The 26,351-nt window shown below is 67.7% G+C and carries 23 protein-coding genes and 1 riboswitch; of the genes, 16 read left to right on the forward strand and 7 right to left on the reverse strand.

Translation table 11 applies throughout. The annotated features are described in order from the left end of the window. The first annotated feature begins 227 nt into the window (after window positions 1-227). From FHX42_RS08535 to FHX42_RS08555, 5 genes are all read left to right on the forward strand, one after another. A complete protein-coding gene (locus FHX42_RS08535; protein ID WP_182543708.1) occupies window positions 228-971 on the forward strand; it encodes a 2,3-dihydro-2,3-dihydroxybenzoate dehydrogenase in 744 nt (247 codons plus the stop codon). 72 nt (window positions 972-1,043) lie between these two features. Further along, window positions 1,044-2,285 (forward strand): isochorismate synthase DhbC, encoded by a 1,242-nt coding sequence (gene dhbC / locus FHX42_RS08540; RefSeq protein ID WP_182543709.1) that lies wholly within the window; start codon window positions 1,044-1,046, stop codon window positions 2,283-2,285. A 77-nt stretch (window positions 2,286-2,362) separates the two neighbouring features. Continuing rightward, window positions 2,363-4,006: a (2,3-dihydroxybenzoyl)adenylate synthase gene (locus FHX42_RS08545; RefSeq protein ID WP_182543710.1), complete on the forward strand. Its 1,644-nt coding sequence runs from the start codon at window positions 2,363-2,365 to the stop codon at window positions 4,004-4,006. Between the two features lie 30 nt (window positions 4,007-4,036). Continuing rightward, window positions 4,037-4,690, forward strand: coding sequence for an isochorismatase family protein (locus FHX42_RS08550; protein WP_182543711.1), 654 nt, complete (start codon window positions 4,037-4,039; stop codon window positions 4,688-4,690). 29 nt (window positions 4,691-4,719) lie between these two features. Then, window positions 4,720-4,956, forward strand: a complete 237-nt coding sequence (locus FHX42_RS08555) for a phosphopantetheine-binding protein (protein ID WP_182543712.1) — start codon at window positions 4,720-4,722, stop codon at window positions 4,954-4,956. Between the two features lie 94 nt (window positions 4,957-5,050). Here FHX42_RS08555 and FHX42_RS08560 read toward each other — a convergent pair whose 3' ends face one another. Then, on the reverse strand, window positions 5,051-6,712 hold the full coding sequence (locus tag FHX42_RS08560; RefSeq protein WP_328795985.1) for a beta-N-acetylhexosaminidase: 1,662 nt from the start codon (window positions 6,710-6,712) through the stop codon (window positions 5,051-5,053). A 52-nt stretch (window positions 6,713-6,764) separates the two neighbouring features. On the opposite strand from FHX42_RS08560, the gene FHX42_RS08565 reads away from it, so the two are divergent. From FHX42_RS08565 to FHX42_RS08600, 8 genes are all read left to right on the forward strand, one after another. Continuing rightward, window positions 6,765-6,914, forward strand: coding sequence for a hypothetical protein (locus FHX42_RS08565; RefSeq protein WP_182543713.1), 150 nt, complete (start codon window positions 6,765-6,767; stop codon window positions 6,912-6,914). A 518-nt stretch (window positions 6,915-7,432) separates the two neighbouring features. Next, complete coding sequence (locus tag FHX42_RS08570) at window positions 7,433-8,107, forward strand: CDP-alcohol phosphatidyltransferase family protein (protein ID WP_182543714.1); 675 nt, start codon at window positions 7,433-7,435, stop codon at window positions 8,105-8,107. A gap of 101 nt (window positions 8,108-8,208) precedes the next feature. After that, window positions 8,209-8,592 carry a glycine cleavage system protein GcvH gene (gcvH, locus tag FHX42_RS08575; RefSeq protein WP_182543715.1) on the forward strand — a complete coding sequence of 128 codons (384 nt, stop codon included), beginning with the start codon at window positions 8,209-8,211 and terminating at the stop codon, window positions 8,590-8,592. Window positions 8,593-8,710: 118 nt separating this feature from the next. Continuing rightward, window positions 8,711-9,175, forward strand: coding sequence for a glycogen accumulation regulator GarA (gene garA, locus FHX42_RS08580; RefSeq protein ID WP_182543716.1), 465 nt, complete (start codon window positions 8,711-8,713; stop codon window positions 9,173-9,175). 321 nt (window positions 9,176-9,496) lie between these two features. After that, window positions 9,497-9,973 (forward strand): bifunctional nuclease family protein, encoded by a 477-nt coding sequence (locus FHX42_RS08585; RefSeq protein WP_182543717.1) that lies wholly within the window; start codon window positions 9,497-9,499, stop codon window positions 9,971-9,973. Between the two features lie 231 nt (window positions 9,974-10,204). Beyond that, complete coding sequence (locus FHX42_RS08590) at window positions 10,205-10,759, forward strand: MerR family transcriptional regulator (protein ID WP_182543718.1); 555 nt, start codon at window positions 10,205-10,207, stop codon at window positions 10,757-10,759. Between the two features lie 28 nt (window positions 10,760-10,787). Beyond that, window positions 10,788-10,892, forward strand: a riboswitch (glycine riboswitch). Between the two features lie 182 nt (window positions 10,893-11,074). After that, complete coding sequence (gene gcvP / locus FHX42_RS08595) at window positions 11,075-13,981, forward strand: aminomethyl-transferring glycine dehydrogenase (protein ID WP_182543719.1); 2,907 nt, start codon at window positions 11,075-11,077, stop codon at window positions 13,979-13,981. A gap of 74 nt (window positions 13,982-14,055) precedes the next feature. After that, window positions 14,056-14,334: a HesB/YadR/YfhF-family protein gene (locus FHX42_RS08600; RefSeq protein ID WP_182543720.1), complete on the forward strand. Its 279-nt coding sequence runs from the start codon at window positions 14,056-14,058 to the stop codon at window positions 14,332-14,334. A 48-nt stretch (window positions 14,335-14,382) separates the two neighbouring features. Here FHX42_RS08600 and FHX42_RS08605 read toward each other — a convergent pair whose 3' ends face one another. Continuing rightward, window positions 14,383-15,273, reverse strand: a complete 891-nt coding sequence (locus tag FHX42_RS08605) for a 3-methyladenine DNA glycosylase (RefSeq protein WP_182543721.1) — start codon at window positions 15,271-15,273, stop codon at window positions 14,383-14,385. A gap of 802 nt (window positions 15,274-16,075) precedes the next feature. Here FHX42_RS08605 and FHX42_RS08610 point away from each other — a divergent pair. Beyond that, window positions 16,076-16,261 carry a MerR family transcriptional regulator gene (locus tag FHX42_RS08610; protein WP_220480082.1) on the forward strand — a complete coding sequence of 62 codons (186 nt, stop codon included), beginning with the start codon at window positions 16,076-16,078 and terminating at the stop codon, window positions 16,259-16,261. A 176-nt stretch (window positions 16,262-16,437) separates the two neighbouring features. Here the strand turns inward: FHX42_RS08610 and FHX42_RS08615 are convergent, their stop codons facing one another. From FHX42_RS08615 to FHX42_RS08625, 3 genes are all read right to left on the reverse strand, one after another. Further along, entirely contained in the window at window positions 16,438-17,478 is a 1,041-nt protein-coding gene (locus FHX42_RS08615; protein WP_182543722.1) for a hemolysin family protein, read from the reverse strand. Continuing rightward, complete coding sequence (locus tag FHX42_RS08620) at window positions 17,475-18,839, reverse strand: hemolysin family protein (RefSeq protein ID WP_182543723.1); 1,365 nt, start codon at window positions 18,837-18,839, stop codon at window positions 17,475-17,477. The genes FHX42_RS08615 and FHX42_RS08620 overlap by 4 nt, the downstream gene beginning before the upstream one ends. A gap of 210 nt (window positions 18,840-19,049) precedes the next feature. Then, a complete protein-coding gene (locus FHX42_RS08625) occupies window positions 19,050-19,613 on the reverse strand; it encodes a TIGR03086 family metal-binding protein (protein WP_182543724.1) in 564 nt (187 codons plus the stop codon). Window positions 19,614-19,851: 238 nt separating this feature from the next. Between FHX42_RS08625 and FHX42_RS08630 the strand changes: the two genes are divergently transcribed. Further along, on the forward strand, window positions 19,852-21,327 hold the full coding sequence (locus FHX42_RS08630) for a peptide MFS transporter (protein ID WP_328795986.1): 1,476 nt from the start codon (window positions 19,852-19,854) through the stop codon (window positions 21,325-21,327). 747 nt (window positions 21,328-22,074) lie between these two features. On the opposite strand, the gene FHX42_RS08635 is transcribed toward FHX42_RS08630, so the two are convergent. Next, the gene (locus FHX42_RS08635) at window positions 22,075-24,186 is read right to left on the reverse strand and encodes an FUSC family protein (RefSeq protein WP_182543726.1); all 2,112 of its coding nucleotides are present in this window, start codon (window positions 24,184-24,186) and stop codon (window positions 22,075-22,077) included. A gap of 156 nt (window positions 24,187-24,342) precedes the next feature. Continuing rightward, window positions 24,343-24,930, reverse strand: a complete 588-nt coding sequence (locus tag FHX42_RS08640) for a TetR/AcrR family transcriptional regulator (RefSeq protein ID WP_182543727.1) — start codon at window positions 24,928-24,930, stop codon at window positions 24,343-24,345. 174 nt (window positions 24,931-25,104) lie between these two features. Between FHX42_RS08640 and egtA the strand changes: the two genes are divergently transcribed. After that, a complete protein-coding gene (gene egtA, locus FHX42_RS08645; RefSeq protein WP_328795987.1) occupies window positions 25,105-26,340 on the forward strand; it encodes an ergothioneine biosynthesis glutamate--cysteine ligase EgtA in 1,236 nt (411 codons plus the stop codon). The last annotated feature ends 11 nt before the right edge of the window (window positions 26,341-26,351 follow it).

Genomic DNA, 26,351 nt, shown 5'->3' on the forward strand with positions numbered 1-26,351 from the left:
CGGATGTCGGTGTGACATGTGCCCGTCTGTCCCCTTCGGGCTGTCCCGGCACGGTCAACATAGGTTAGCCTAACCAAGCCCACGGGCGGTCGCGAAGATCCGTACCGGTGACCGTGACCGCCGCTCGTGGCTGCTGACCGTGCCCGAGGCCGGTCAGGCCGGGGTCAGGCGCCTCCCGTCCTGGTGGTGGCCGGTGGGCACGGTGGTCAACGGCAGGAAGGGACGACATGGAGCCGACGGGGATCAACGGCCGGATCGCACTGGTGACGGGAGCCGCTCAGGGGATCGGCGCCGCCGTGACGAGGTCCCTCCGGGGCGGCGGCGCCACCGTCGCGGGACTCGACGTCCGCTCGGGGGAGGACGCGACCCACGTCGTCGACGTCGCCGATTCCGAGGCGGTCGAGGAGGCGGTGGCGAGGGTGGAACGGGACCTCGGCCCGGTCGACATCCTCGTCAACGTCGCCGGGGTGCTACGTCCCGGCAAGGTGGACGAGCTCGGTGACGACGACTGGAGGGACACCTTCGCGGTCAACACCGACGGCGTGTTCCACACGTGCCGTGCGGTTTCGCAACGGATGATCCCCCGGAAGCGCGGCTCGATCGTCACGGTGGGTTCCAACGCCGCCGGCGTACCGCGCTACGGCATGGCCTCCTACGCGGCGTCCAAGGCCGCGGCGACCTTGTTCACCAAGTCCCTCGGGCTCGAACTCGCCGAGCACGGCATCCGCTGCAACGTCGTCTCCCCCGGCCCCACCGACACCGAGATGCAGCGCGACCTGTGGGCGGACGACGACGGTGCGGAGGCGGTCATCACCGGCTCGCTCGAGACCTACAAGGCGGGAATTCCCCTGAACAGGCTCGCCACCGCCGACGACATCGCCGACGCCGTGATGTTTCTGGTCTCCGATCGAGCCAAGCACGTCACCATGCACGACCTCTACGTCGACGGCGGCACCACGCTGCGCGCCTGAACTCAGAGGCCGGTCCTCCCGGACGAAAGCCCGTCGTGACGATCCATCCTCTTCGCCCCACGAAAGGCACACATGACGATCGACAGCGATCCCACCGGCCTCGACACCCTCGTAGCCACCGACGAGGCCGCCCGGTTGTTACAGGCCTACGAGCCCGGCTCTTCGTTCTTCCTGTCCTCGCCGCGAGGGACCATGCTGGCGCGTGGCGCCGAGGCCACGGTGCCCAGGACCGGAACCCGGGCGGACCTGCCCGCCCGCGTCGCCGAGTTCCTGCGCGACGCCGAGGGGTTCGGTCGTGGCAACCCGATGGTCGTCGGCGCGGTGCCCTTCGCCGACTCCTTGCCCGCCCACCTCGTCCTGCCCGACGAGGTGATCCACGCGAGTCCGCTGGACGTGCTCGCCCCGGCCACGGAATCGGAGGAGGTCGACTGCGCCGTTCGTGCCGTTCCGCCTCCGGAGGAGTACGAGCGCGGAGTCGAACGCGTGCTGCGCCGCATCGGCGACGGCGAGCTCGACAAGGCGGTACTGGCACGTTCCCTGGAGCTGTCCACGCCCGACCCGATCAACCCCTCGCGCATGTTGCGCAACCTGGCGCTGCGGGACCCGAGTGGCTACACGTTCGCGGTGGACCTTCCCCGGCGAGACGCCGACGGCGCCGGTGACCCTTCCGTTCCCGGATCGGGGTTCGGGCGCACGTTGCTCGGAGCCAGTCCCGAACTGCTGGTTTCCCGCAGCGGGTTCCTGGTGCGGGCAAACCCGTTGGCGGGCTCGCTGCCACGTTCCGACGACCCGACCGAGGACCGGGCCCGCGCGCAACGACTGCTGAACTCGGACAAGGACCGCCGCGAGCACTCCGTGGTGATCGAGTCGGTCGCCGCGGCACTGCGCCCGCTGTGCTCCGACCTGCACGTGCCCGCGGAACCGACGGTGACGGCCACCGCGACCATGTGGCATCTGTCGACCGAGATCACCGGAACGGTGCGGGACCAGCGAACCTCCTCCCTGCACCTCGCGACCGCCCTGCACCCCACTCCCGCCGTGTGCGGCGCGCCCGTGAGGGCTGCGGGCAGCGCCATCGCCGAGGTCGAACCGTTCGAGCGCGGGTACTACACCGGAATGGTCGGGTGGTGCGACGCGGCCGGGGACGGCGAGTGGGTGGTGGCCATTCGCTGCGGCGAGGTCGAGGACAACTCGCTGCGGCTGTTCGCGGGGGCCGGCATCGTCGACGGCTCCGATCCCGCCGCCGAGCTCGCCGAGACCTCCGCGAAGTTTCGAACGGCCCTGGCGGCGATGGGCTGGCAGCACCGGATCTGACTCGGTTCCGACCGCGTGCGTGGAGGAAAGCGGCTTCGCCGCTTGTCGAAGGAGCCCTGAGGACGAGGGGAAAAGAGATGTTATCGGGATGTCCCACCTGGCCGGAGGAGTTCGCGCGGTATTACCGGCAGGCCGGGTACTGGCGCGGGGAAACCTTCGGCGAGTTGCTGCGCCGCGGTGCCGAGGAGCACGGCGAGCGCATCGCCCTCGTCGACGACCGGCGGCGGATCAGTTATCGCGAGCTGGACGCTCGTGCGGACCGGTTGACGGCCGGACTGCGTGAACTGGGGGTCGAGTACCAGGACCGCGTGGTGGTGCAGCTGCCCAACATCGCGGAGTTCTTCGAGGTGTGCTTCGCGCTGTTTCGCCTCGGTGCCGTCCCGGTGTTCGCCCTGCCCTCGCACCGGCTCACCGAAGTCGGTTACTTCTGCGAGTTCAGCGCTGCCACCGCCTACATCACCACCGACACCGAAGCCGGGTTCGACCACCGCGAGCTGGCCGCCGAGGTGACCGCGAAGGTTCCCGAACCGCCACACGTGATCATCGCGGGTGACCCCGGTGAGCACCCCTTCCACGCGCTGGAGGACCTCCACGCCGAACCGGTCGCCGATCGCGCCGGGCCGAGCTCCGGAGACATCGCCTTCCTGCAACTGTCCGGGGGCAGCACCGGAGTGCCGAAGCTGATCCCGCGCACCCACGACGACTACCTCTACTCCTTCCGGGCCAGCAACGACATCTGCGGCGTGGACGCCGACACGGTGTACCTCGGTGCGCTGCCGATCGCGCACAACTTCCCCATGAGTTCGCCGGGCACGTTCGGCGTCCTGCACGCCGGTGGGCGAGTGGTGCTGGCACGCCGCTCCAGCCCCGACGAGGTCTTCGAGCTGATCGAACGCGAGCGCGTCACCCTCACCGCCGCCGTCCCGCCCCTGGCGCTGGTGTGGTTGGACGCCGCCGAGGAGACAGAGCGAGACCTGTCGAGTCTGCGGGTGTTGCAGATCGGAGGTGCCAAGTGCAGCGAGGAGGTCGCTCGCCGGGTGCGCCCGACCTTCGGCGCGACCCTGCAACAGGTCTTCGGCATGGCCGAGGGACTGGTCAACTACACCCGGCTGGACGATCCCGAGGAGGTCGTCCTCACCACCCAGGGCCGGCCCATCTCCCCGGACGACGAGGTCCTCGTCGTCGATGACGAGGACCGACCCGTCGCCACCGGTGAAACCGGACACCTGCTCACCCGGGGGCCGTACACGATCCGCGGTTACTACCGGGCTGAGGAGCACAACGCCGCGGTGTTCACCCCGCAGGGCTTCTACCGCACCGGTGACGTGGTGCGACGGACCCCGCAGGGCAACATCGTGGTCGAGGGCCGAGCCAAGGACCAGATCAACCGGGGCGGCGAGAAGGTCGCCGCCGAAGAGATCGAGAACCACCTGCTGGCGCACCAGGACGTGCACGACGCCGCCGTGGTCTCCATGCCGGACGAGTACCTCGGGGAACGCTCGTGTGCCTTCGTCGTCCCGCGAGGCCACCCGCCCCGGGGGCGCGAGTTGATCCGGTTCGTCCGACGTCGCGGGTTGGCCGGCTACAAGGTTCCCGACCGGGTCGAGTTCGTCGAGCGGTTTCCGCGGACCGGTGTCGGCAAGACCAGCAAGGCCGACCTGCGGGCCGCGATCGAACGGGAGCTGGTTCCTCACCTCCACGAGGAAAAGAAACGGGCCTGAGGACAGGCCTGCGACGACGAAGAGGTCATGATGGCGCTTCCCGCAATCGCACCGTACTCCGTGCCACGTCAGGAGGAACTCCCCGCCGATCGGGTCGACTGGCGGCTCGAACCGGACCGGGCCGTGCTGCTCGTCCACGACATGGAGCGGCATTTCGTGGATGCCTTCACCCCGGACAGCGAGCCGCTCGACGAGGTCGTGCCCAACATCGGCGCACTGGCCGGTGCGGCCAGATCGTCCGGGGTGCCGGTCGTCTACAGCGCTCAGCCGAGTGGTCAGACCCCCGAACAACGGGGGCTGCAACTGGAGTGGTGGGGGCCCGGCGTCTCCGATCCGGACCAGGAAGCCATCATCGGCGAGCTGGCGCCCGGTCCGGAGGACGTGGTGCTGACCAAGTGGCGCTACAGCGCCTTCCAACGCACCGAGTTGCGCGAGATGATGCGGGCCTGGGGCAGGGACCAGCTCGTCATCACCGGCATCTACGCCCACATCGGCTGCCTGATGACCGCGGCCGAGGCGTTCCAGCAGGAAGTACGAGCCTTCTTCGTGGCCGATGCCGTCGCCGACTTCTCCGAGCAGGACCACAGGATGGCGGTGTCCTACGCCGCGAAGCGGTGCGCCGTGGTGCGCTCGGCGAACCGGGTGCTGGCGGAGCTGGTGGGCGAACACACCGCCGCGGTGTGAGCCGCGCGATTCGAGAGCAGTGGTGAGGAATGAGTGACGATTCGACGTTGACGCGCGACGGTGTGCGAGCCGAGATCGCCGAGTTGCTCTACGAGGACCCGGCCGAACTCACCGATGACGAGGATCTCGTCGACTTCGGTCTGGACTCGGTGCGGATCATGAGCCTCGTCGAGCGTTGGCGCAAACGCGGCGTGAAGATCACCTTCGCCGAGCTGGCCGAGCGCTCGACGCTGGCCGAGTGGTGGGAGGTCCTGGAAGCCCGGTGACCGGGCCGTCCCGAACTCGATGGCGGGTGATGAACGCGTCGTCGTGGCGGTCACACCGCCACGACGACGCGTTCACCCTTCGGGACGGTCCCGGTCAGTTTCCGGGCCAGGGCACCTGAGGGGACCGGTAGTAGTCGATGCCGAGCTGTTCCCACCGGGGAGCCTGGGCGGCCAGTCGCTGACGATAGGCCTGCCAGTCGTGCTTGCTCGCCGGGGACCAGCCGATCTCGGCGATACCGGGCAGGCGCGGGAAGGCCATGAACTCGACCTGGTCGAGGTTGGCCAGCGTCTCGGTCCACATCGGGGCCTCGACGCCCAGGATCGCCTCGTCCGGCACGTCGGGCAGGAACGTCGCGGGATCCCACCGGTAGGAGTCCCGGACGGTGCTGTACCCGGCCCAGTCCAGCCCGAGCTCGGTGTCCTCGTTGTACTTCATGTCGATGTAGGCCTTGTTCGCCGGGGACATGAGGATCTTGTTCCCGTTGGCGGCGGCCTCGACCATCTCCGGCGCGGAGTTCTCGGTGTGCCAGTACTGCACCACCGAGCCCTTCGGGGGAGTGGCCTTGGCGTACTCGCTCCAGCCGACGGCGGTCTTGCCGTACTTCTCGACCAGGGGCAGCACGCGGGACATGAACTTCTTGTAGTCGGCCTCGCTGGTCGAGTGCGCCTCGTCACCACCTATGTGCAGGTACGGGCCGGGGGTCATGGCGGCGACCTCGCGGATCACGTCCTCGACGAACCGGTAGGTGACCGGTTCGTCGATGCACAGCGAGCTGAACCCGACCTCGATACCCGTGTACGGAGGAGGCGCCGTCCCGTCGCAGTTCAGCTTGTCGTAGGAGGACAGCGCGGCGTTGGTGTGGCCGGGCAGGTCGATCTCGGGAACGATGGTGACGTTGCGCGCGGCGGCGTAGTCGACGATCTCGCCGTACTCCTGCTTGGTGTAGTACCCGCCGGGCGTGCCACCGACCTCGGTGTCGCCCCCGTGGGTCGTCAGCCGGGGCCAGCTGTCGATCTGGATGCGCCAGCCCTGGTCGTCGCTGAGGTGCAGGTGCAGGTAGTTGACCTTGTACAGCGCGAGGTGGTCGATGTAGCGCTTGACCGAATCGACGCCGTGGAAGTGCCGCGCGACGTCGAGCATCGCGGCGCGGTGTTCGAAGCGGGGCCGGTCGGTGATCTCCCCACCGGGGATCGTCCAGGGCCCGGACCGCTCACTGTCGCTTTCGATCGTGGCCGGCAACAGCTGGCGCAGCGTCTGCATCCCGTTGAACAAGCCGTCACCGGTGGTGGCGCGGATTGTCACGGAGTCGTCGTCGATCCGCAGTCGGTAACCGGCTCGCCCGAGCTCGGCGCGGGAACCGTCCAGCCGTAGCGAGATGCCCCCGGTCTCGTCTTCACCCTCGTACTTGGCCGCGTCGTGCTTGATCGGCAGGGCGAACCCGGTGGCGGGTCGCAGCAGCTCCCGCAGTCGGTTCGCCACCCGCTTGGCGGAGGACGCCTGCTTGTCGATGTGAATGCTGGTGTGCCCGGTCAGTCGGTACTGCTCGCCGCTCGCCGGTTCGACGGACACTGGTGCGGGGATCACGTCGTACAGCGACGACTCGGAGAGTTGCGCACCGCTGGCGGTCGAGAACATGCCCGCCGTCATGATCGCGCTCGCTGCCAGCGCCAGGGTCACCGAAGCGCGTCGCGGGAAGGGCGTACGTCCTGATCCGGCTCCTGTCGGTGCCGCTGTCCGCGGCTGTGCTCGGTTCATGGTCGTTTCCGTGCTTCCTGTCGGAAATGGTCCGATAAGGTATAGACCAAAGTTGCGCAGGCTGCATATCGGCCATTCGGAGTACGGGGATCCCGCGGTGCCGGGCACGGCGGGAATGGTCGCGGTCGGGGAGTCGTTCGTGCCGACGAGCGCTTTCGGCGAAGCCGAACGGTCGGACCCGTCGGTGCTGCTGGTCGCGTGAGAGGGCGATGAGGACGCTCGCCGCACGGGAGCGACCGCTGGGCGCCGGACGAACGCACCACCAAGACAACGTGTTCTCGGTCACACATAATCGGGGAGGGGAGTTCACGAGCTAACGCTCGCTCCGGTCCTCCCGATAGTCGAAACGGAGGTGCTACGACTGATGCGCACGGAGACGCGGCCGACGGCGGAGGAATCCGACAGTAGCGGCGAGCTGCCCACCACGCCGTGCAGCGTGGTGTGGAGCGGCGGTCATTCGTACGTACTCGAAGGCGTCGGTGGCCGCTCCCTCTGGGCGGGCGTGGACGACCGCGGTCGTCCACGGTTTCTGACCGACGCCGAACTCGCGAGCCGTGGTTGGTCGCGCCCGCGGTGACGAGTTCACGAGGTGATCCCGCCACGGGCGCCTCGGAGTTTCACGGAGGCGATGTGGGACCCTGAACCGTACGGACGTCGCCGGATGTCCGAAATCGGGCCGATTACGGGCGGGGCGGTCACGCAGCGGTTCAGGGGAGGGGCGTGGTGCAGGACACCGACGGCACCACGGCAGGATCCCACTCCGGGGGCGCGGGGGAACGTGCCCCGGGGTTCGAGCGGATCAAGGAAGCCGCGGTGGGTGTCTGGGACGATCCGTGGTGGACCGTTCCGAACTTTCTCAGCGCCCTCCGGCTGGCGGGCGTCCCACTGTTCCTGTGGCTGCTGCTGGGGCCGCACCACGACCTGCTGGCGTTGCTGATGCTGGTGGTCAGTGGCGCCACCGATTGGTTGGACGGCAAGCTGGCCCGCTGGTTGAACCAGTACAGCCGCATCGGGCAACTGCTGGATCCCGCGGCCGACCGGCTCTACATCATCGCGACCCTGGTCGCGTTCGTGATGCGTGATGTCGTCCCGTGGTGGGCCGCGTTGTTGCTGATAGCTCGCGACCTCGTGCTCACCCTGTGTCTGCCCGTGCTGCGTTACTACGGATACGAGCCACCCGACGTGCACTACCTGGGCAAAGCGGCGACTTTCTGCCTCATGTACGCCTTCCCCCTGCTGCTGCTCCTCCAGGGGGACTTCTCCTTCGACGCGGTCGTGCGACCCTTCGCCTACGCCTTCACGTGCTGGGGCGGAGCCCTGTACCTGTGGGCCGGGGTGCTCTACCTGGTCCAGGTCTTCTCGGCCGTGCGGGCGGCCCACGCCACCCGTGGTTGAGCGTCGCCACGTCTTGCGGGCCCTGCCACCGGCCCAATACGCTCGTCGAGCCCACGCGATCACAGCGGCGGGAAGAGCAGTCTGGCTAGGAAGGCGGGAAGGTGGCTCCGGAAGGAACCAGGTACACCCGAGAGCACGAGTGGGTCTCGCCCACCGGCCGGGACACGGTGCGCATCGGCATCACCGACTACGCGCAGCAGCAGCTGGGCGACGTGGTCTTCGTGGACCTTCCCCAGGTGGGGGAGCGACTCACCGAATCCGCGACGATCGGTGAAGTCGAGTCGACCAAGAGCGTCTCCGACCTGTACGCGCCCGTGGCGGGTGAGGTCGTGGCCCGCAACGAGCTGCTCGACGACCGCCCCGAACTCGTCAACACGCAGCCCTACGGCGACGGGTGGATGGTCGAGTTGCGCCTGGACGATTCCGGTGCGCTCGAGAACCTGCTCGACGAGGCGGCTTATCGCACGGTGCTCGAGCAAGGATGACGCGGTGGTCGCGCCGAAAACGGCGGAGTCGATGTTGGGAGTCGCGCGCGGAGCGTCGTCGGCGACGCGGTACGTTGGGTAACACTGGCACGACCCATCCGCTTAGAGGAGAGCTCAGGTGAGCACGAACGACGGGCCCGGCGACGTACCGCCGGAGCAGTCATCGGAGACCACCTCGGTCTTCAGGCCCTTCCTCTCGGAGCAGGAGAGCACCGAGAGCGCGCCCTCGGAGTCTGCCGCGTCCGGGGTCGATTCGCTGCCCGCCGGGTCCGCCCTGCTGGTGGTCAAGCGTGGTCCGAACGCGGGTTCGCGCTTCCTGCTCGACCGGGAGACCACCAGTTCCGGACGTCATCCGGACAGCGACATCTTCCTGGACGACGTCACGGTCTCCCGCAGGCACGCCGAGTTCCGGCGCGAGGGCAATGACTACGTGGTCGTCGACGTCGGCAGCCTCAACGGCACCTACGTCAACAGGGAGCCGGTGGACACATCGGTGCTGGCCAACGGTGACGAGGTGCAGATCGGCAAGTTCCGCCTGGTGTTCCTGACCGGGCCCGCTGACGGAGGACAGGGCGCCTCGTAGCGCCGGACCGGAAGGCGACGGCGCAGGGGCGGTGCCAGGTACCGCCCCGGCGAACTGGACTTGGTCCGGATACGGCGATGAGCGCGGTGTGGTCCGGCCCACCGCGCCCGCCAACGTGCGATTGGAAATCCGCTGTCGGGTACCCGGTGTATTGTGCGGGTGCTGTTGGCAGGAAGCAGCGGTCCACGGAGTGGGAATGGTGCGGTTGGCGGTGGCCGAGACAGGGCATCTTCGCCGTATCGCAGGTAGCGTCGAAGGCGTCGGTGCGCGATCCTCGGAGAAGAGGTCACGCTTCGACGCGCTGGAGGAGGCGATTGGACGATGAGCAGTGAGATGCGCGTCGTCGGCGTGCGAGTGGAACTACCAGCCAACCAGCCGATCCTGCTGCTACGTGAAACCGAGGGCGAGCGGTACTTGCCGATCTGGATCGGCTCGGTGGAGGCTACGGCCATCGCGCTCGAACAGCAGGGTGTACGTCCGGCCAGGCCGCTGACACACGACTTGCTCAAGGACGTGATCGGGTCCCTCGGACGGGATCTGGAGCAGGTCCGTGTCATCGACCTCCAAGAGGGCACGTTCTTCGCCGAACTCGTCTTCGACGGGGACGTGCGGGTCTCGGCCCGTCCGAGCGATTCGGTGGCCCTCGCGTTGCGAGTGGGCGTGCCGATCCACGCCGACGAAGCCGTGCTCGACGAGGCGGGCCTGCTGATTCCCGACGAGCAGGAGGACGAGGTCGAGAAGTTCAAGGAATTCCTGGACTCGGTCTCGCCGGAGGACTTTCGCGGGGCCGATACGTGACGACGTCGTCGCGCCGGGACGGTCCTCCGGCCGGGCGTCGGCGGCGTGCCGGAATGCGGCCGGCGCCCGGCCGCGTGTCACGTTGACCGTCCGCACGGCCGGATCTACCGTGGACACATCCTCACCGAGGGTGGGCCCGCAGTGGACGGCCCCGAATCCGACATCGGCGACCTTCGGCGTGAAAGCTCGGGTCGCAGGCGGCCTGCGGCATGTCGGGGGAGGGAGGTAGGCGTGGTCGAACAAGCACCCGATGCCGAGCAGGGGGAGCTGTTCGCCGACTCCTCGTTGCCGGACGCGCTGGTCGGTTATCGTGGTTCCGCCGCCTGTCAGATAGCGGGTATCACCTACCGCCAGCTCGACTACTGGGCGCGTACCTGCCTGGTCGGGCCCTCGATCCGACTCGCGGAGGGGTCGGGATCGCAGCGCCTGTACTCGTTCAAGGACCTCCTGGTGCTCAAGGTCGTCAAGCGGCTGCTGGACACCGGAGTCTCGTTGCACAACATCCGGGCGGCAGTGGAGCACCTCCGCCACCGGGGCGTGCGGGATCTGGCCGGCATCACCCTGTTCAGCGACGGAACGACGGTCTACGAGTGCACTTCCGCCGAGGAAGTGGTCGATCTGCTGCAAGGGGGGCAGGGAGTGTTCGGGATCGCGGTCAGCGGTGCGATGCGCGAGATCAGCGGCACGATCCGCGACTTTCCCGCCGAGCGCGCCGACGGTGCCGAACAATCCGTCCATGTCCACGACGAGTTGTCCCGACGGCGTCAGGACCGTCACATCGGCTGACGTATCGGGTAGGCTGCACACCAGTCGCAGACCCCGTGCGGGAGAGTTCGCTTCCGGTCCGGAACCGGAGGCGGCGCCGAAGGAGCAACTACTCCCCGACAACCTCTCAGGCCTCTTGGACCGCGCGGGCGAGATACCTCTGGAAAGAGGGTTCGACGCAAGGAGGCGCGGACCCCGCCGACGGTGCAAGTCCGGCTCGCCGCCGGGCGAAGCTCTCAGGCGTCCGCTTCGCGGACATTGACAGAGGGGGAGGGCAGTACTCGCCGCGAGTGCTGCCGCCCCTGGCTGTAATGCCGCGATGAGCGAGGTTTGGCGATGACCGATGTGACCAACGACCGTATCCCCCTGGCCGCGCTGGAGCACGGCACTCCGTTCGCCCAGCGCCACGTCGGGCCGATGCCCGCGGAGCTGGCCCACATGCTCGACGTGATCGGGGTCGGTTCGCTGGAGGAACTGGGCGAGCAGGCCGTCCCCGCCGGTATCCGCGAGCGGGACCTGAATCTGGCGCTCCCGGAGCCGGCGACCGAGGCCGAGTCGCTCGACGAACTGCGCGGACTGGCCGAGCGGTGCCACCCGCACGCCGAGATGATCGGCCTGGGCTACTACCCCACGATCACCCCGCCGGTGATCCGGCGCAACGTGATCGAGAATCCCGCCTGGTACACCGCCTACACCCCCTACCAGCCGGAGATCTCGCAGGGCAGGCTGGAGGCCCTGCTGAACTTCCAGACGATGGTGGCCGATCTCACCGGTGTTCCGGTGTCGAACTCCTCGATGCTCGACGAGTCCACGGCCGCGTCCGAGGGCATGACCCTGGTGCGGCGTGCCGGGCGAGCTGCCTCGTCCCGTTTCGTCGTCGACGCCGACACACTGCCACAGACGCTTTCCGTGCTGCGCACGCGGGCCGAGCCGCTGGGCATCGAAGTGGTCGTGGCGGACCTGTCCGAGGGCGTGGCCGGGCTGCCGGAGGGTGACTTCTTCGGTGCGCTGCTAGCCTACCCGGGTGCCTCGGGCGCCCTGCGCGACCACGAGGAGTTGATCTCCGAGATCCACCGCAGGGGCGGTATGGCCATCGTCTCCTCCGACCTGCTCGCGCTGACCCTGGTGCGCTCGCCCGGCGAGATCGGTGCCGACGTGGTGGTCGGTAACACCCAGCGCTTCGGAGTGCCGATGGGCTTCGGGGGCCCGCACGCCGGCTACATGGCGGTGCGCAAGGGACTGGAACGCCAGTTGCCCGGCCGGCTGGTCGGGGTCAGCGTCGACGCCGACGGCAACCAGGCCTACCGGCTCGCGCTGCAAACCCGGGAACAGCACATTCGTCGGGAGAAGGCCACCAGCAACATCTGCACGGCCCAGGTCCTGCTGGCCGTGGTGGCTTCCATGTACGCCGTCTACCACGGCCCCGAAGGACTGCGGGCGATCGCGACCCGGGCGCACCGCATGGCCACCGTGCTGGCGACGCGGTTGCGCGAGGGTGGCGTTGAAGTCGTGCACTCCGATTTCTTCGACACCGTGCTCACCAGGGTGCCGGGGCGTGCCGACGAGGTGGTCGCCGCGGCCAGGGACGCGGGCATCAACCTCCGTCGCGTCGACGCCGACCACGTGGGCGTGAGCTGCGACGAGACGACGACCCGCGGACGGCTCACCGCGGTGTGGCAGGCGTTCGGGCTGGACCGCGGAGAGCTCACCGACATCGACGAGCTCGACGCGCGGGTCCCGGACGCGTTGCCCGGGGTGCTGCACCGCGAGTCGGAGTACCTGACCCACCCGGTGTTCCACCAGCACCGTTCGGAGACCTCGCTGCTGCGCTACCTGCGCCGCTTGTCGGACTCCGACGTGGCGCTGGACCGCAGCATGATCCCGCTCGGATCCTGCACGATGAAGCTCAACGCCACGGCGGAGATGGAGCCCATCACCTGGCCCGCCTTCGCCGAGCTGCACCCCTTCGCGCCCGCCGAGGACGCCGAGGGGCTGCTGCGCGTCGTCGAGGATCTGCAGACCTGGTTGTCGGAGATCACCGGTTACGACGCGGTGAGCCTGCAGCCCAACGCGGGCAGTCAGGGCGAGTTCGCCGGTCTGCTGGCCATCAGCGCCTACCACCACGACCGCGGTGAGTCCGAGCGAGACGTGTGCCTGATCCCGGCCAGCGCGCACGGGACGAACGCCGCCAGCGCCGTCATGGCCGGGATGCGGGTCATCGTCGTGCGGTGCGACGATTCCGGCAACATCGAGATGGACCACCTGCGCGAGGTCGTTGACGCCCACCGGGACGACCTCGCGGCCATCATGGTCACCTACCCGTCCACGCACGGGGTCTACGAGGACACGGTCCAGGAGGTCTGTGGGCTGGTGCACGATGCGGGCGGGCAGGTCTACGTCGACGGCGCCAACCTCAACGCGCTGATCGGGCTGGCGCGGATGGGCAAGTTCGGTGCCGACGTCTCGCACCTGAACCTGCACAAGACGTTCTGCATCCCGCACGGTGGCGGTGGTCCCGGCGTGGGGCCGATCGGGGTCCGCGAGCACCTCTCGCAGTTCCTGCCGAACCACCCGTTGCAGCCGATGGCAGGCCCTGAGACGGGTGTGGGTCCGATCAGTGCCGCCCCGTGGGGCAGCGCCTCGATTCTGCCGATCTCGTGGGCCTATGTGCGAATGATGGGTTCGGACGGGCTGCGCCGTGCCACGCTGACCGCCGTCGCGGCGGCGAACTACGTCGCTCGGCGTCTCGACGACCACTTCCCGGTGCTCTACACCGGCGCGGGCGGGTTCGTGGCCCACGAGTGCATCCTCGACCTGCGCCAGATCACCAAGGACGCCGGCCTGTCCATCGACGACGTCGCCAAGCGATTGGCCGACTACGGACTCCACGCGCCGACGATGTCGTTCCCGGTGGCGGGCACGCTGATGGTCGAGCCGACCGAGAGCGAGAACCTCGCCGAGCTGGACCGGTTCTGCGAGGCGATGATCGCGATCCGCGCCGAGATCGACAAGGTCGCCTCCGGGCAGTGGCCCGTCGACGACAACCCGTTGTGCCACGCTCCGCACACGGCCGTTTCCCTGGCGGGGGAGTGGGACCACGCCTACGATCGGCGGACCGCCGCCTACCCGATGATGGGCGCCGGTACGGACAAGGTGTGGCCCACGGTGCGTCGTATCGACGGGGCCAAGGGCGACCGCAACCTGGTTTGCTCGTGCCCGCCGCTGTCGGCCTACGAAGGGTGACCCGGAGTGCTCCCGATGAGGCCGTGCACTACCGTGGAAAACTTCACGTGACCGGCTCCGAGAGGAGTTGAACAATGCTGACCATCAGCGAAAGCGCCGCCGAGGTCATCAAGGTGGTCTTGTCGGGTAGTGACTCCGCCGAGGAGGCCGGGCTTCGGATCGCCGGAGGCGAGGAAACACCCGAGGAGCTTCAGGCCTCGGTCGCCACCGGCCCAGAGGGCGGCGACCAGGTTATCGAACAGGAGGGCGTGCGCGTTTTCCTGGACGAGCGTGCCGCTTCTGCACTGGGTGACAAGACCCTGGACGCGGAGAAGGACGACAGCGGTGAGGTCGGCCTGACAGTTCGCGAGTGAACGACGAGACCCGCCGGGACGGCTTCGGCTCCCGGCGGGTCTCGTTTCTCAGGCTCCGGTCGCTGCCGGGGCTGGTTCGGCCCAGTCGAGCAGGCCGCGACAGGTATCGATCAGTCGTCGACGCAGCGGTGCTGCTTCCTCGCTGAAGGCCCGCTGCTGCCGGACGTAGTCGGCTCGTCCTTCGGGCGTCTCGATGGGCACGGGCTCGTAACCGAGCTCCCGGAGATCGTAGGGGCTCGCCCTCATGTCGAGCTCGCGGATGCGGGCGGCCAGTTCGAAACAGTCGGCCACGAGCTCCGACGGGACGAACGGCTCCAACTTGTACGCCCACTTGTACATGTCCATGTTGTTGTGCAGACAACCCGGCTGTTCCAGTCGTGTCTGGTCCTCGCGGCGGGGTTGCAGTTCGTTGCGAGGCCGGGCCGGTTCGCTGAAGAACCGGAAGGCGTCGTGATGGCTGCACTGGATCCGCATCGACTCGACGACCTCGTCTGTGCCCTGACCGCCCAAGCGCAGCGACCGGTCGGCGTGTCGCTTGTCGTCCTCACCGACGCGGTAGACCATCGCCCACTCGTGGAGACCGAAGCAGCCCAGCTGCGCCGAGCGCGACTCGACGGCCGTCAGCAGCGAGAGAACGAACTCCACGGTGCTCCGCCGGGTGGGAGTCAGCGCCGCCCGATCGAGCGCGACACCCTCCGAGGTCTCGACGTACCCGCGCCGGTCGAGGAACTCCTGGCCGTGGGCCAACGCCACGCCGTACCCCGGATGCCACCGCTCCAACCGAGCGGGTCTGTGCGAGTAGTAGGTGAACAGGAAGTCCATCACCGGGTGCTTCCGGCCGTGCTGCTGCCGCTGCCGGTGGGGCCCGGTGTACACCTTCACGCGCTGCTGATGCGCCTGTTGTCGCTCTCGCCATTCGTCTTCAGCGAGGACAGTCACGTAATTTTCCCTCTCTTCAGGTCAGCACCGAGTCAGCACGGTCAATCCTAGTCAGCACCGACCGGTCGCAAAGCATCCCGCATCTCTGCTCGGGAGCATCCCCGGGCAGGCGCCCGCAGATGGCGACCGCGGCGCTGATGGACTTGATCTCGCGGAGCCGCAGGCCGGAGGCGAAACGGTGCAAGTGGTGGGTGCCCGGTGAGCAGGCACAAGGAAGCCCCTGCCGCTCTACCGGGGCACGACAGGGTCAAAGCTTTCAGCGGCTCCTCGGAGCCTTCGAAGACGTTCGGACCCTTCTCCGGCTCCCTCAGGGCCGCCGACGGGTTGTCGAGCGCACTCGCCGACTCGTGACACTGCCACTCGGGGAGGCTGTTGTTCTCCAGGTCCACCACGGCGTTCCCGAGAGCGGCCATAGCGAGCGGGACCAACCACCTGCCTCTCCGCTGTTCACGACTGTTCCCCCTTCAGGGACGAGTGGCAGTCCGTGCACGTCGGTGTCGGCAGCCAGTCGATCTCGGACGGTCCGGCCATCGGCACCTCTTCGACCCCGCACACGGACGTTCCGAACTTACGGCCGTCCCCCTTCCGGCCGCCCTTGAACGCGTGCCGCGTCCCGTGCGGCCCCCTCTCGTCCCCGAGCACGGGGAGCCAGTAGTGGTACCGGCTCCCCGTGCGGTGTCCTGACTGCTTCCGTACCGCTCCTTGCTGGGCTAAATAGTGACAATTGAGACAAAACTAGGCTAAATCTGTATAACGAGCCAATAAGGGCGCGCACGCCGTTCGAGCGTTATACCGTCAAACCATGACGAGTGAGCCGGTGACGACGGGAGCGCTAGCGAGGGCACTCGGGTTGTCTCGCCGGTCGATCGCCCGGTACGCGGAAGCTGGCCAGATCACCCCGGAGTTCACCACTCCCGGTGGGCACCATCGCTGGGACGCGGACAAGGTTCGCCAGCAGCTACGCGACCAGTCCCCTCGACTCCGGTAGCCGACCCGCAAGTGGCTCTCACGAATCCGTGGAACGGCGACAGACGGACGATCGTCCGAGGTCAAGGTAGACACGGGTCCACAGCCGTGCGGAACCCGGTTGGAGCGGGTGAATCTCGCGCGCCACTCGGGTCCGGACAGCACCGACATCGAGTCGGACACTGTGGCCGGGCTGGTTCAGGCGACGTGGGTGCTGTCGCGGACGGTGCCGACGTACTCCTCCACGAGGTCCTCCAGCGCGACCACGCCCAGCGGGGTGCCGGAGGCGTCGACGGCCGTGGCGAGGTGGCTGCCGGTGCGACGTAGTGCGGTGAGGGCGTCGTCGAGACGAGCCTGCACCCGCACCGTCGGAAGGTCGCGCACGCGTGCGGGTTCCACCGGTGTCTCCGGCCTGTCGCCGGCCTGGTCGAGCACGTCCTTGATGTGCAGGTAGCCGAGCAGTCCGCTGTGATCGGTGCGAACGGGGAACCGGGAGAAGCCGGTGGCCGACACGGCGTTCTCGACGTCTCCCAGGGTCGGATCGCCGGGGAGGGTCGTCAGCTTCCGCATGGGCACGAAGACCTCGCTGACCGTGCTCTGCACCGAGGACAGGGTCTTGGCCAGCCGGTGGTGTTCGGACTGGTCGATGAGGCCCTCGCGGCGCGATTCCACCAGCAGTTCGGCCAGTTCCGAGGACGTGTAGGCGGTCTCCAGGTCGTCCTTGGGCTCGACCCGGAGCAACCGGAGCACTCCGTTGGCCATCATGTTGAACAGCGCGATGAGCGGTCGCGCCACCTTGACGAAGGCCACCAGCAGGGGCACGAACCACAGGGCCAACCGCTCCGGATCGGCGATGGCCAGGTTCTTGGGCACCATCTCGCCGATCAGCACGTGCAGTATCACCACCAGGGCCAGCGCGACCACGAAGGCCGTCCCGTGCAGCAGCGCGTCGGGCACCGGCAGGCCGCCGACGAGTTTTTCCAGCTGGTGAGCCACGGCCGGTTCCCCGAGCCGCCCCAGACCCAGCGAGCACAGCGTGATGCCGAGCTGGGCGCTGGTCAGCATCAACGAGCCTTCCTGGCTGGCGTTGATGACCGTGTGCGCCCGGCCGACGCCCTGCTCGCGCAGGGCTTCCAGCCGATCGCGGCGCGAGGACAGCAACGAGAACTCCGCGCCGACGAACAGGGCGTTGCACAGCAACAGCAGCAGGCTCAGTACGAGGGCGAAGGTGTCGCTCATCGGGCCACCTCCCGCACGCCCTCGGGCCTGTCGCCGGCGGGGGCCGTCGTGCTGTCGTGCTCACGGGCCAACCGCAGTTCGGCGATGCGGTTCCGGTCCATGCGGGTGACCATCAGTCGCCAGCGACCGCTGTCGATGCCGTCTCCGGCCACCGGGATCCGGCCGAGTTCGGCCAGCACGAGTCCGGCCACCGTCTCGTAGTCGCCCTCGGGCATCTCGAAGCCCGTCGCCTCCCGGAGTTCGTCGGAGCGGAGAAGCCCCGAGACGAGCCACGTCTCGCGGCCCGCGGAGCGCACGGCTGCCGTCTCGCGGCGGTCGTGCTCGTCGCGGACGTCGCCGATGATCTCCTCGACCACGTCTTCGAGGCTGACGATGCCCGCCGTGCCGCCGTACTCGTCGACGACGAGGGCCAGCTGCAGCCCGGAACCCCGCAGTCGGTTCAGCAGCGCGTCACCGTCGAGGGTTTCGGGGACCGTCGGGACGGGCCGGGTCAGCGATCCCACGCGAGTGGTCTCGCGCTGATTCTGACCCACCCCGAAGGCCTGTTTGACGTGGATCACGCCGTGCACGTCGTCGAGGTCGCCACCGTGGACCGGGAACCGGGAGAACCCGGTCCGGCGGGCCAGGTCGAGCAGGTCCAGGACGCAGTCCTTCGCCGACAGCGACTCGACCTTCACACGCGGGGTCATCAGTTCGGCGGCGGTGCGCTCGCCGAAGCGCAGGGACTTGTCCATGAGCTCGGCGGTGGACTCGTCGAGGGTGCCGTGCTCGGCGCTGGAACGCACGATCGAGCCGAGCTCCTCGGCCGAGCGGGCCGAGCGCAGTTCCTCCTGGGGTTCGACGCCCAGCCGGCGCACGACCCAGTTGGCGCTGTTGTTCATCCCATCGATGAGCCAGCGAAAGATCAGCGAGAACCGCGAGTGGTAGCCGGCCACCGCCCGGGCCGTGGGCAGCGAACGAGCGATGGCCAGGTTCTTGGGCACCATCTCACCGAAGACCATCGACAGGGTCGTGGCCAGCAGGATCGCCAGCGCCAGCGCCAGCGGTACCGCGACCGACTCCGGAATCCCCAGAGCCGTGAACACCGGGCGCACCAGGTCGCCGATGAGGGGTTCGGCCACGTAGCCGGTGACCAGGGTGGTCAGGGTGATCGCGACCTGGGCGCCGGAGAGCTGGAACGACAGCGAGCGGTGAGCGCGCTGCACGGTCTTGGCCCGCCGGTCGCCGACTTCGGCCACGTGCGCGTCGACCGCGCTCCGCTCCAGCGAGGTCAGGGAGAACTCGGCAGCCACGGCCAGCGCGGTGCCGAGGGTGAGCACGGCGACGAACAACAGTCCCAGAACCGCTATCAGGACGTCCATCAGCGGCTACCTCGCAGCGTGTTCGCCGCTGGGCGCACGTCGCCGCGGTGTTCGGAGGCGCCGGGTCTTCGACCCGGCCCGATACTGCCGTCGTCAGTCGAGTGTGCCTCGGGCACCGACGTTGTCACTCCTCTACGGAAGGGCTTACGAGGTATGTCCTCCATTGTATCCCGAGCGCGGCAGCGGAGGAGGAGGCCTTCGCCACCGGACTCAGGGGCGGCGTCCGAGCAGCGCCAGCAGCCGGGTTTGCCCGCCCGCGTCGGGAGTGACCGGCTGCGGGGGGTCGAAGATGCCCAACCCCTGCATGGACTGCACGTGGGGGGAGAACACGGAGTGCACGGTCTCCACCAGCTCGGGGTCGAGTTCGTCGTCGATCTCCAGGCCACGCGCCAGGTCCCAGGCGTGCACGGTCAGATCCAGGGTCATCTGCCAGCCGTAGTCCTCGGTGCGGATCTTTCCGCCGGTGACGTGGACCTGTCCCCTGACGGCCTTAGGGGCGTCCCAGGCGGCTCGGGCCGCCGCGCTCGCCTCCGCCCACGCCTCGATCGGATCGGAGCCGAGCTGGTCGCCGTCGAAGCGGTCGCCCACCTGCTCCAGGGTGGCCCCGTCCAGCAGCCAGGGTGCCCAGAGCTGCTCGCTCACGAGGTGGTTGAGCAGGTCACGGACGTTCCACTCGGTGCAGGGGGTCCGGTTGTCCCACTGGTCCTCCCGCATCCGACGCACCCGGCTGTCGAACTCGCGCATGGCGGTGCGGTGCGCGGGGAGTAGCTCCATGGTGTCCTCCGGCAATCAGGCGGTTACATAAAGTGACAAAATAAGGGGTTTCCTTCACCCGTTTGCCTGCGGGCGCTACCCCGATAAGCAGAGTGTAGGTACCTGGTGTAGACCTTTGTTTGCTTAAGTGTAATCCTTTCGGGTGTTCCCGGTGCCCTGCGCCGCTACGGACAGTTGTAGCCTCCCCCACAGTCTGAGTGGCTACAGCCACCATGCACACGTACGAGAGGACGTGATCGTGAACACCTCCACGGTTGCGGACCAGCCCGAGGGTAAGGGCTTCTTCGGCCAGCCCCCGGGCCTGTCCACGCTGTTCTTCACCGAGATGTGGGAACGGTTCTCCTACTACGGTATGCGCGCCATCCTGGCGCTGTACCTCTACACCACGGTCGCCGAAGGTGGCCTGGGCATCGATGAGAGCATCGCTCTGCCGTTGGTGCTGACCTACGGTTCCGCTGTATACCTGACCGGTGTTGCCGGTGGCTGGCTGGCCGATCGCATGCTCGGGTCGCAGCGAGCCATCTTCTACGGTGGCGTTCTGATCATGCTCGGCCACGTCTGCATGGCCATCCCCGGCGGTCTTGCCGCACTGGGAGCTGGGCTCGTGCTGATCGTGCTCGGCACCGGTCTTCTGAAGCCGAATGTCTCCAACGTGGTGGGCGGCCTCTACTCCAAGGAGGACACACGCAGAGACGCCGGCTTCTCGATCTTCTACACGGGCATCAACATCGGTGCCTTCATCAGCCAGATCCTCACACCGACCCTGCAGACCAACATCGGTTTCCACTGGGGTTTCGGTGCGGCCGCCGTCGGGATGGCTCTCGGCTTGGTTCAGTACGCTCTCGGACGCGGTCGTCTCGGTGCCGCGGGACGCCAACCGGTCAACCCCCTTCCTGCGGACAGCAGGGGACCGGTCCTGGCGCGGATCGCGCTCATCGCCGCAGTCCTGGCGCTCGTTCTCGTGGGGGCAGGAGCGCTGTGGGGCATCCTCGGGGTGGTCAACACGGTCACCGGTATCGCGATCATTCTGCCGCTGGCCTATTTCATCGTGATGTTCCGCAGTCAGCAGGTCACCAAGATGGAGCGGGACCGGCTGCTCGCCTACATCCCGCTTTTCCTGGCCACGGCCGTTTTCTTCATGCTTTTCGAACAGCAGGCCGCCACGTTGGTGGCGGTCACGGACTTCCAGACCGACACCAGCGTGTTCGGTTACGAGTTCCCGGTCGGGTGGTTCCAGTCGATTAACCCGTTGGCGATCATCATCCTCGCGCCCCTGTTCGCGGTGATGTGGACCAAGCTGGGTAACCGTCAGCCTTCCACGCCGGTCAAGTTCGTGGGTGGTCTGGTCTTCGTGGGGATCGCCTTCCTGTGGGTGGTGTTCTCGAGCCTGTTCACCAACGACGAGGGACTGCTCAACCCGTTCATGATCGGGTTCGTGTTCGTGTTGTTGACCATTGGTGAGCTCATGCTCTCGCCGGTCGGGCTCTCGGCGACCACCAAGCTGGCACCGCAGGCGTTCTCCTCGCAGACGATGGGGCTGTACTTCCTCGCTCCCGCTTTGGGGCAGGCCGTGGCGGCGCAGCTGGTGAAGCTGTATTCCGATGCCCATCAGAACCTGTACTTCGGTGGTGTGGGTCTGATGACCATCGTGCTGGGAGGCGTATTGCTTCTGCTGGCGCCGTGGATCAAGCGCTATATGCGGGGCGTGCTGTAGACCGTGTTTTCGTGGGGAGCTCGTTGTCGGGCGGGGCCCCACGGGGCATTGAGTAGTGCTTTTCGGTGTTTCATCGTTCTTGTTGGCATTGCTGCGGCGCGCGAATGATGGGGGCGCACAACCGAGTTGTGCGCTCCCATCATTCTTTGTGGGGCGCTCTCTCGTTCTTATTCTGTGGACCGAGCGTCCTGGGTAGGCCGGGAAGTGAAGTTTGATTTCGTGTCAGTGAAATTCCCAGCTGGATTTTACGCTTATGTCGGGTGGGAAAGCACGTTGCTGACGAGGTCTGCCCGGAGGGAATCCATTCGCCGGTGGTCCGCAGTCCCGATCCGGTTTTTGGGTCCTCCCAGGACGTGACAGCCCGGTATTCCCCGCGTGGGCCAGGTTGGCACCGGAAGTTATGTGTCATGTAAACCGCGTTGTGATCCAGCCAGACATCGCATCCTGGTGGTACTCCGGCTGTGGATGCCGGGGGTTCAACGGGATCTGCTGCAGCAGCGTTGGTGCTTCCCCATGAAACGGACCCGAGTGCTGTCAACGGCATCGTTGCAGAAGCGACCAGAGTCGCGGTGATCCAATTTTTGAGTCGTTTCATTTGTTTCCCTTGGATTGGATTGATTATTGTTGATCAATGCGGAGAACAGCATGGAGATATGACTGATGACAAGAGATTGATGCTTGGTTCCAGTGGTCTTTGCGACATCACCGGTTTCGAACAGATGAAGTGGTTGCCCGCCTGCCGAGCCGTCAGCGGGCCGAGGAGTTCTCGGACTCCTGGTGAGTGGTTCTACCGGCCTCCCGGGCCAGGTCTTCGAGCGTCTGGCTGACCCGGTCCAGCAGTTTGATGCTGCGGTGCAGCGAGGTGGGGCCGGTGTTCAGCGACTCGGCGATGTCGTGCAGGACTTCGGAGTGCTGCCGTGCGGGCCGCAGGGCGTCTTCGAAGTTCCGGTCCGCCCCGTCGGTCAGTGCCCCGGCCGCGTCGGCCAGCGCCCACAGCAGTTCCGCGACTCGGTTGCGGGTGTCCGCGTCGGACATCTCCACAGCCGTCGGTAGCACCACGGCCAGGTTGCGCACGTAGTAGGCACACCCGCTGATCAGCGTCAGCCACCGGCTGAGCTGGCTGCGGTGGGAGCGCCACCGGTAGGTGGTCAGTGGCCGAGCACGGTTGAGCAACTGCTGGAGCCGGTCGTCGAGATCCCGTACAGACTCACGCATCCCCGCGACGGTTTCTCCGGTGCTGGCGTCATTGCCGCTCTCGCGCAGCAGGTCGCGCAGACTCCCCAGGAACTCCCTGGAACGGGTCTGAACGACCGAGCTGGTTCGGGTCGGCAGGATCAGCACCGCAGCCAGCACTCCGGCCGCCGCACCCAGCGCGGTCTCCGCCAACCTGGTGCCCAGCACCGAGACGTCGAAGATCCCGAGGATTCCGTAGAGGATTCCCAGCAACGTGGTGATGAAGAAGGTCGCCACGGCGTAGGCGTAGCCGATGAAGTAGAAGGCCACGAACACGCACAGCAGCACCAGGGCGAACTCGAGCGGGGTGTTGCCGGTGACCTGGACGGCGACCAGGATCCCGAAGACCACCCCGAGCAGCGTTCCCACCGTTCGTTGCCAGGCGCGCACCAGCAGTTCGCCACGGCTGTTGGTGCTGATGAACACCACGAAAGCGGTGATCACCGCCCAGTACCAGCGGTTCGGGGAGACCAACTGTCCGAACACGATGGCCAGACCCGCCGCACAGGTGACCTGGACCGCCGTGCGGACCTCCTGCCGTTGCAGCCCGGTGCTCTCCGCTTCCTCCTCGCGTTCGGTCTCCTCCTGCTCCTCCTGCTCGGAGCTCTCGCTCGTGGCGGGGGAGGTCGAGCTGCTCCTGCCGAGTTCGGCGGTGGCCGCGGCGAGATCGGCCAGGCCGGCACCGAGTCGTCGGATCGTCATCGCCAGCTCGGCGGACTCCTCCCGCTCGACGCGGTCGGCCACCCGGTGGCTGGTTTCACGGACCTCGGCGGGGGTGGTGCGCACCACGTCCAGCAGGGAGCGCAGTGCCCGCGGCACCGTCGTACCGGGCTGGTCGATCGCCCGGAGCAGTGGCGTGAGAAGGTTCTCCGCGGCGAGCTCGATGTCGAGGATGCGCTGCCGCAGCTTCTCCCGACCGGACTCGTCGAGTCCCGTGAGCTGTTGCACGGTGCTCTCCAGCATCAGCGCCGTCTCGTTGAGCTGGGTCGAGCGGTTGTTCAGCTGCTTGCGCCGCTGCGTCGAACCGGGGTTCTCCGTCACGTCACGGACGGCGTGCAGGAGCGCGTACACCTGCGCTCGCAGGGTGCGCCGCCCCCGGTCGAGGATGCCCTGGGGATTGTCGGGCAGGACGACGAAGCGCAGCACGAAGGCGACCAGAGCCCCGCAGACACCGGCGAGCACCATGTACGGCAGCTGGGCGAAGCTCGGCTTCAGGAACATGGCGAAGAAATAGCCGAAGAAGCCGACCATTCCCAGCGCGAAGTACCGCGACCCGAACCGCCGGATGTAGGTGGCGACGAAAATCACCACCAGGAACACCAGTACCTTGACCACCGGTAACGGTTGGGTCGTGGTGGCCAGTAACAACGTCACGGCGGCCGGGAGTGGTACGAGCAGGGTGGTGATCCGGCGTTGGCGGTCGGTCTCGTCGTTGACCGCCACGATCGCCTGGATCGCCACGACCGCCCCGACGATCGCCGTGGGCAGGGGCTGCCCCCACCAGCCCAGCAGCGGGATCATGATCACTACGGTGAGCCCGACCGAGGACACCGCGCGCGTGGCCCGCCGCAGCCGCCTCAGGGCCGGATCGGAGGCGATGAAGCGGTTCCACCACTCGCTCCACATCCGTTGCCAGGCTCCTTTCCGTCGGCGCGCGCCCGGCCTCGGCGACTCTCCCTCGGCAACTCCTGGCGTGTGCGACAGTACGCGCCGCCGTGGTGATCGGCATCGTGTGAAACCGATGGCTCGCGGAGCTGGCGGGGAGTTCCGTGCCTGGAAGGCTCACCGGCCCCGGTGGCGGCGAACGCTCTCCTCGACGAGATCGAGGACCGGGTCGAGATCATCGGCGGGCAACCCCATGGCCAGGTGCGAGACCAGTCCCTCCAGGAAGAGTTCCAGGTAGGAGGTGAGGACGTCGACGTCGACGTCCTCGCGCAGGTTACCCGCACCGCGCTGCCATTTCAGCCGTTCGCGGGTGGCGGTGGTGAGCTGTTCGGAACGTTGTGCCCACCGTTGGCGAAAGTCCGTGTCCGTGCGCAGCCTGCGGGAGACCTCCAGGCGCGTGCCCAGCCAGTCGGCGCCGGGTGCCTCCGAGGTTCCCGGTTCCTCGAGCAGGTTGCGCATCACCTGCACCAGTCCCTGCTCGGCGACGACGTCGGCCATGCGCCCGGCATCGTCCTCGGCCAGGGCGAGGAACAGCGATTCCTTGTCCTTGAAGTGGTGGAAGATCGCGCCTCGTGAGAGCCCCGTGGCCTCTTCCAGCCTGCGTACCGTCGCGCCCTCGTAACCGTGCCGGGCGAAGCAGGCTCGCGAACCGTCCAGGATCTGGCGCCGGCGAGCTTGCAGGTGGTCGGAACTGACACGGGGCATGCGTCGCATGGTCCCAGTTTGTCGAACCGTTTTGCAATCCGTACGTACGTATTGTAAGTGGATTGTCGACAATGGAACCGTAATTAGCACAGCACGATGACGCCTGCAAGAGGGTGCGGGGCCGTGCTGCTGCCGGTAGCGTCGGTAATCAGTTCACTTCAGGTGGTGATCCACGTGACCGTGTCGATCGATTCCAGCGCCCACGAGTTTCCCGCTTCCCACGTAAGGACACGAGCCGATGCCGAGGCCTACGTCGCGTCGGTGTGTTTCAAGCACGGCCCGCCGCGACTGCTCGGCGTCGAACTCGAATGGACCGTCCACCATGCCGATGACCTCCGTCGTCCGCTCGACCCCGAGGCGCTGATCGAAGCTCTCGGATCGCACGCTCCGCGCTCCCTGGCCGCCTACAGCCCCCACGATCCGCTGCCCTGCGGATCGACGTTGACCGTCGAACCCGGTGGTCAGGTCGAGGTCTCCAGCAGTCCCGCCGAATCGTTGCGGACGCTGTTCGCCGCCGTCGCCGCCGACGCCGCCTACGTCGGGCGACTGTTCACCGCCGCCGGTTTCGTCCTCGGCGAGCAGGGCATCGACCCCTGGCGCCGTCCCCGCCGAGTGCTGCGGACCTCGCGCTATGCCGCGATGGAGTCCGCGTTCGACCGGATCGGCATCGACGGACGGTTGATGATGTGCAGTACCGCCGGCATCCAGGTGTGCCTGGACGCGGGGGAGCCCCATCGCGTGGCGTCCCGCTGGGCGGCACTGCACGCGCTGGGGCCGGTGATGATGGCGACTTTCGCCAACTCGCCCACCCTGTTCGGCGCGGACACCGGGTGGGCTTCGTCCCGGAGCCGTTCGGTGCTGCGTACCGATCCACCACGTACCCGTCCGGGGCCGATCACCGTCGACCCGGCGGCGAGCTGGGCCAAGAGGATTCTCGACACGGGCCTGGTGTGTCTGCGCTCCGAGGGCGAGGACTGGACCGTGCCCAGCGGGTTCAGCTTCGCGGAGTGGATCAGCGGCGGACTGCCGAGGCCGCCGACCGACGACGACCTCGACTACCACATGAGCACGGTCTTTCCGCCGGTGCGCCCACGCGGTTACCTGGAGGTGCGCTATCTCGACGCCCAGCCGGGGCAGGACTGGATGCTGCCCGCGGCGGCGCTGATCGCCCTGTTCCGCTCGGAGACGACCGTCGACGCCGTACTGGAACTGGCCTCTCCCGCCGCGGGCCGCTGGGTGCACGCGGCCCGCCACGGCCTGTTCGACCCCCAGCTCGCCCGTGCCGCGAAGACGGTCTTCGACCTGGCCTGCCGATGTCTGGAACACCCCGACTCCCCGCCGGGGCTGGCCGAGCGCTTGGCCGCCTTCGTCGAACACCGCCTGAGCCGTGCCGAATCCCATATCCGGTGAATCGGAGGTCC

This window comes from Halosaccharopolyspora lacisalsi (assembly GCF_014137975.1).
Taxonomy (GTDB): domain Bacteria; phylum Actinomycetota; class Actinomycetes; order Mycobacteriales; family Pseudonocardiaceae; genus Halosaccharopolyspora; species Halosaccharopolyspora lacisalsi.

Coding starts and splice junctions, on each gene's coding strand:
- FHX42_RS08535 (WP_182543708.1), top strand. CDS start 228: ATGGAGCCGACGGGGATCAACGGCCGGATCGCACTGGTGACGGGAGCC.
- dhbC (WP_182543709.1), top strand. CDS start 1,044: ATGACGATCGACAGCGATCCCACCGGCCTCGACACCCTCGTAGCCACC.
- FHX42_RS08545 (WP_182543710.1), top strand. CDS start 2,363: ATGTTATCGGGATGTCCCACCTGGCCGGAGGAGTTCGCGCGGTATTAC.
- FHX42_RS08550 (WP_182543711.1), top strand. CDS start 4,037: ATGGCGCTTCCCGCAATCGCACCGTACTCCGTGCCACGTCAGGAGGAA.
- FHX42_RS08555 (WP_182543712.1), top strand. CDS start 4,720: ATGAGTGACGATTCGACGTTGACGCGCGACGGTGTGCGAGCCGAGATC.
- FHX42_RS08560 (WP_328795985.1), bottom strand. CDS start 6,712: ATGAACCGAGCACAGCCGCGGACAGCGGCACCGACAGGAGCCGGATCA.
- FHX42_RS08585 (WP_182543717.1), top strand. CDS start 9,497: ATGAGCAGTGAGATGCGCGTCGTCGGCGTGCGAGTGGAACTACCAGCC.
- gcvP (WP_182543719.1), top strand. CDS start 11,075: ATGACCGATGTGACCAACGACCGTATCCCCCTGGCCGCGCTGGAGCAC.
- FHX42_RS08600 (WP_182543720.1), top strand. CDS start 14,056: ATGCTGACCATCAGCGAAAGCGCCGCCGAGGTCATCAAGGTGGTCTTG.
- FHX42_RS08610 (WP_220480082.1), top strand. CDS start 16,076: ATGACGAGTGAGCCGGTGACGACGGGAGCGCTAGCGAGGGCACTCGGG.
- FHX42_RS08615 (WP_182543722.1), bottom strand. CDS start 17,478: ATGAGCGACACCTTCGCCCTCGTACTGAGCCTGCTGCTGTTGCTGTGC.
- FHX42_RS08620 (WP_182543723.1), bottom strand. CDS start 18,839: ATGGACGTCCTGATAGCGGTTCTGGGACTGTTGTTCGTCGCCGTGCTC.
- FHX42_RS08625 (WP_182543724.1), bottom strand. CDS start 19,613: ATGGAGCTACTCCCCGCGCACCGCACCGCCATGCGCGAGTTCGACAGC.
- FHX42_RS08635 (WP_182543726.1), bottom strand. CDS start 24,186: ATGTGGAGCGAGTGGTGGAACCGCTTCATCGCCTCCGATCCGGCCCTG.
- FHX42_RS08640 (WP_182543727.1), bottom strand. CDS start 24,930: ATGCCCCGTGTCAGTTCCGACCACCTGCAAGCTCGCCGGCGCCAGATC.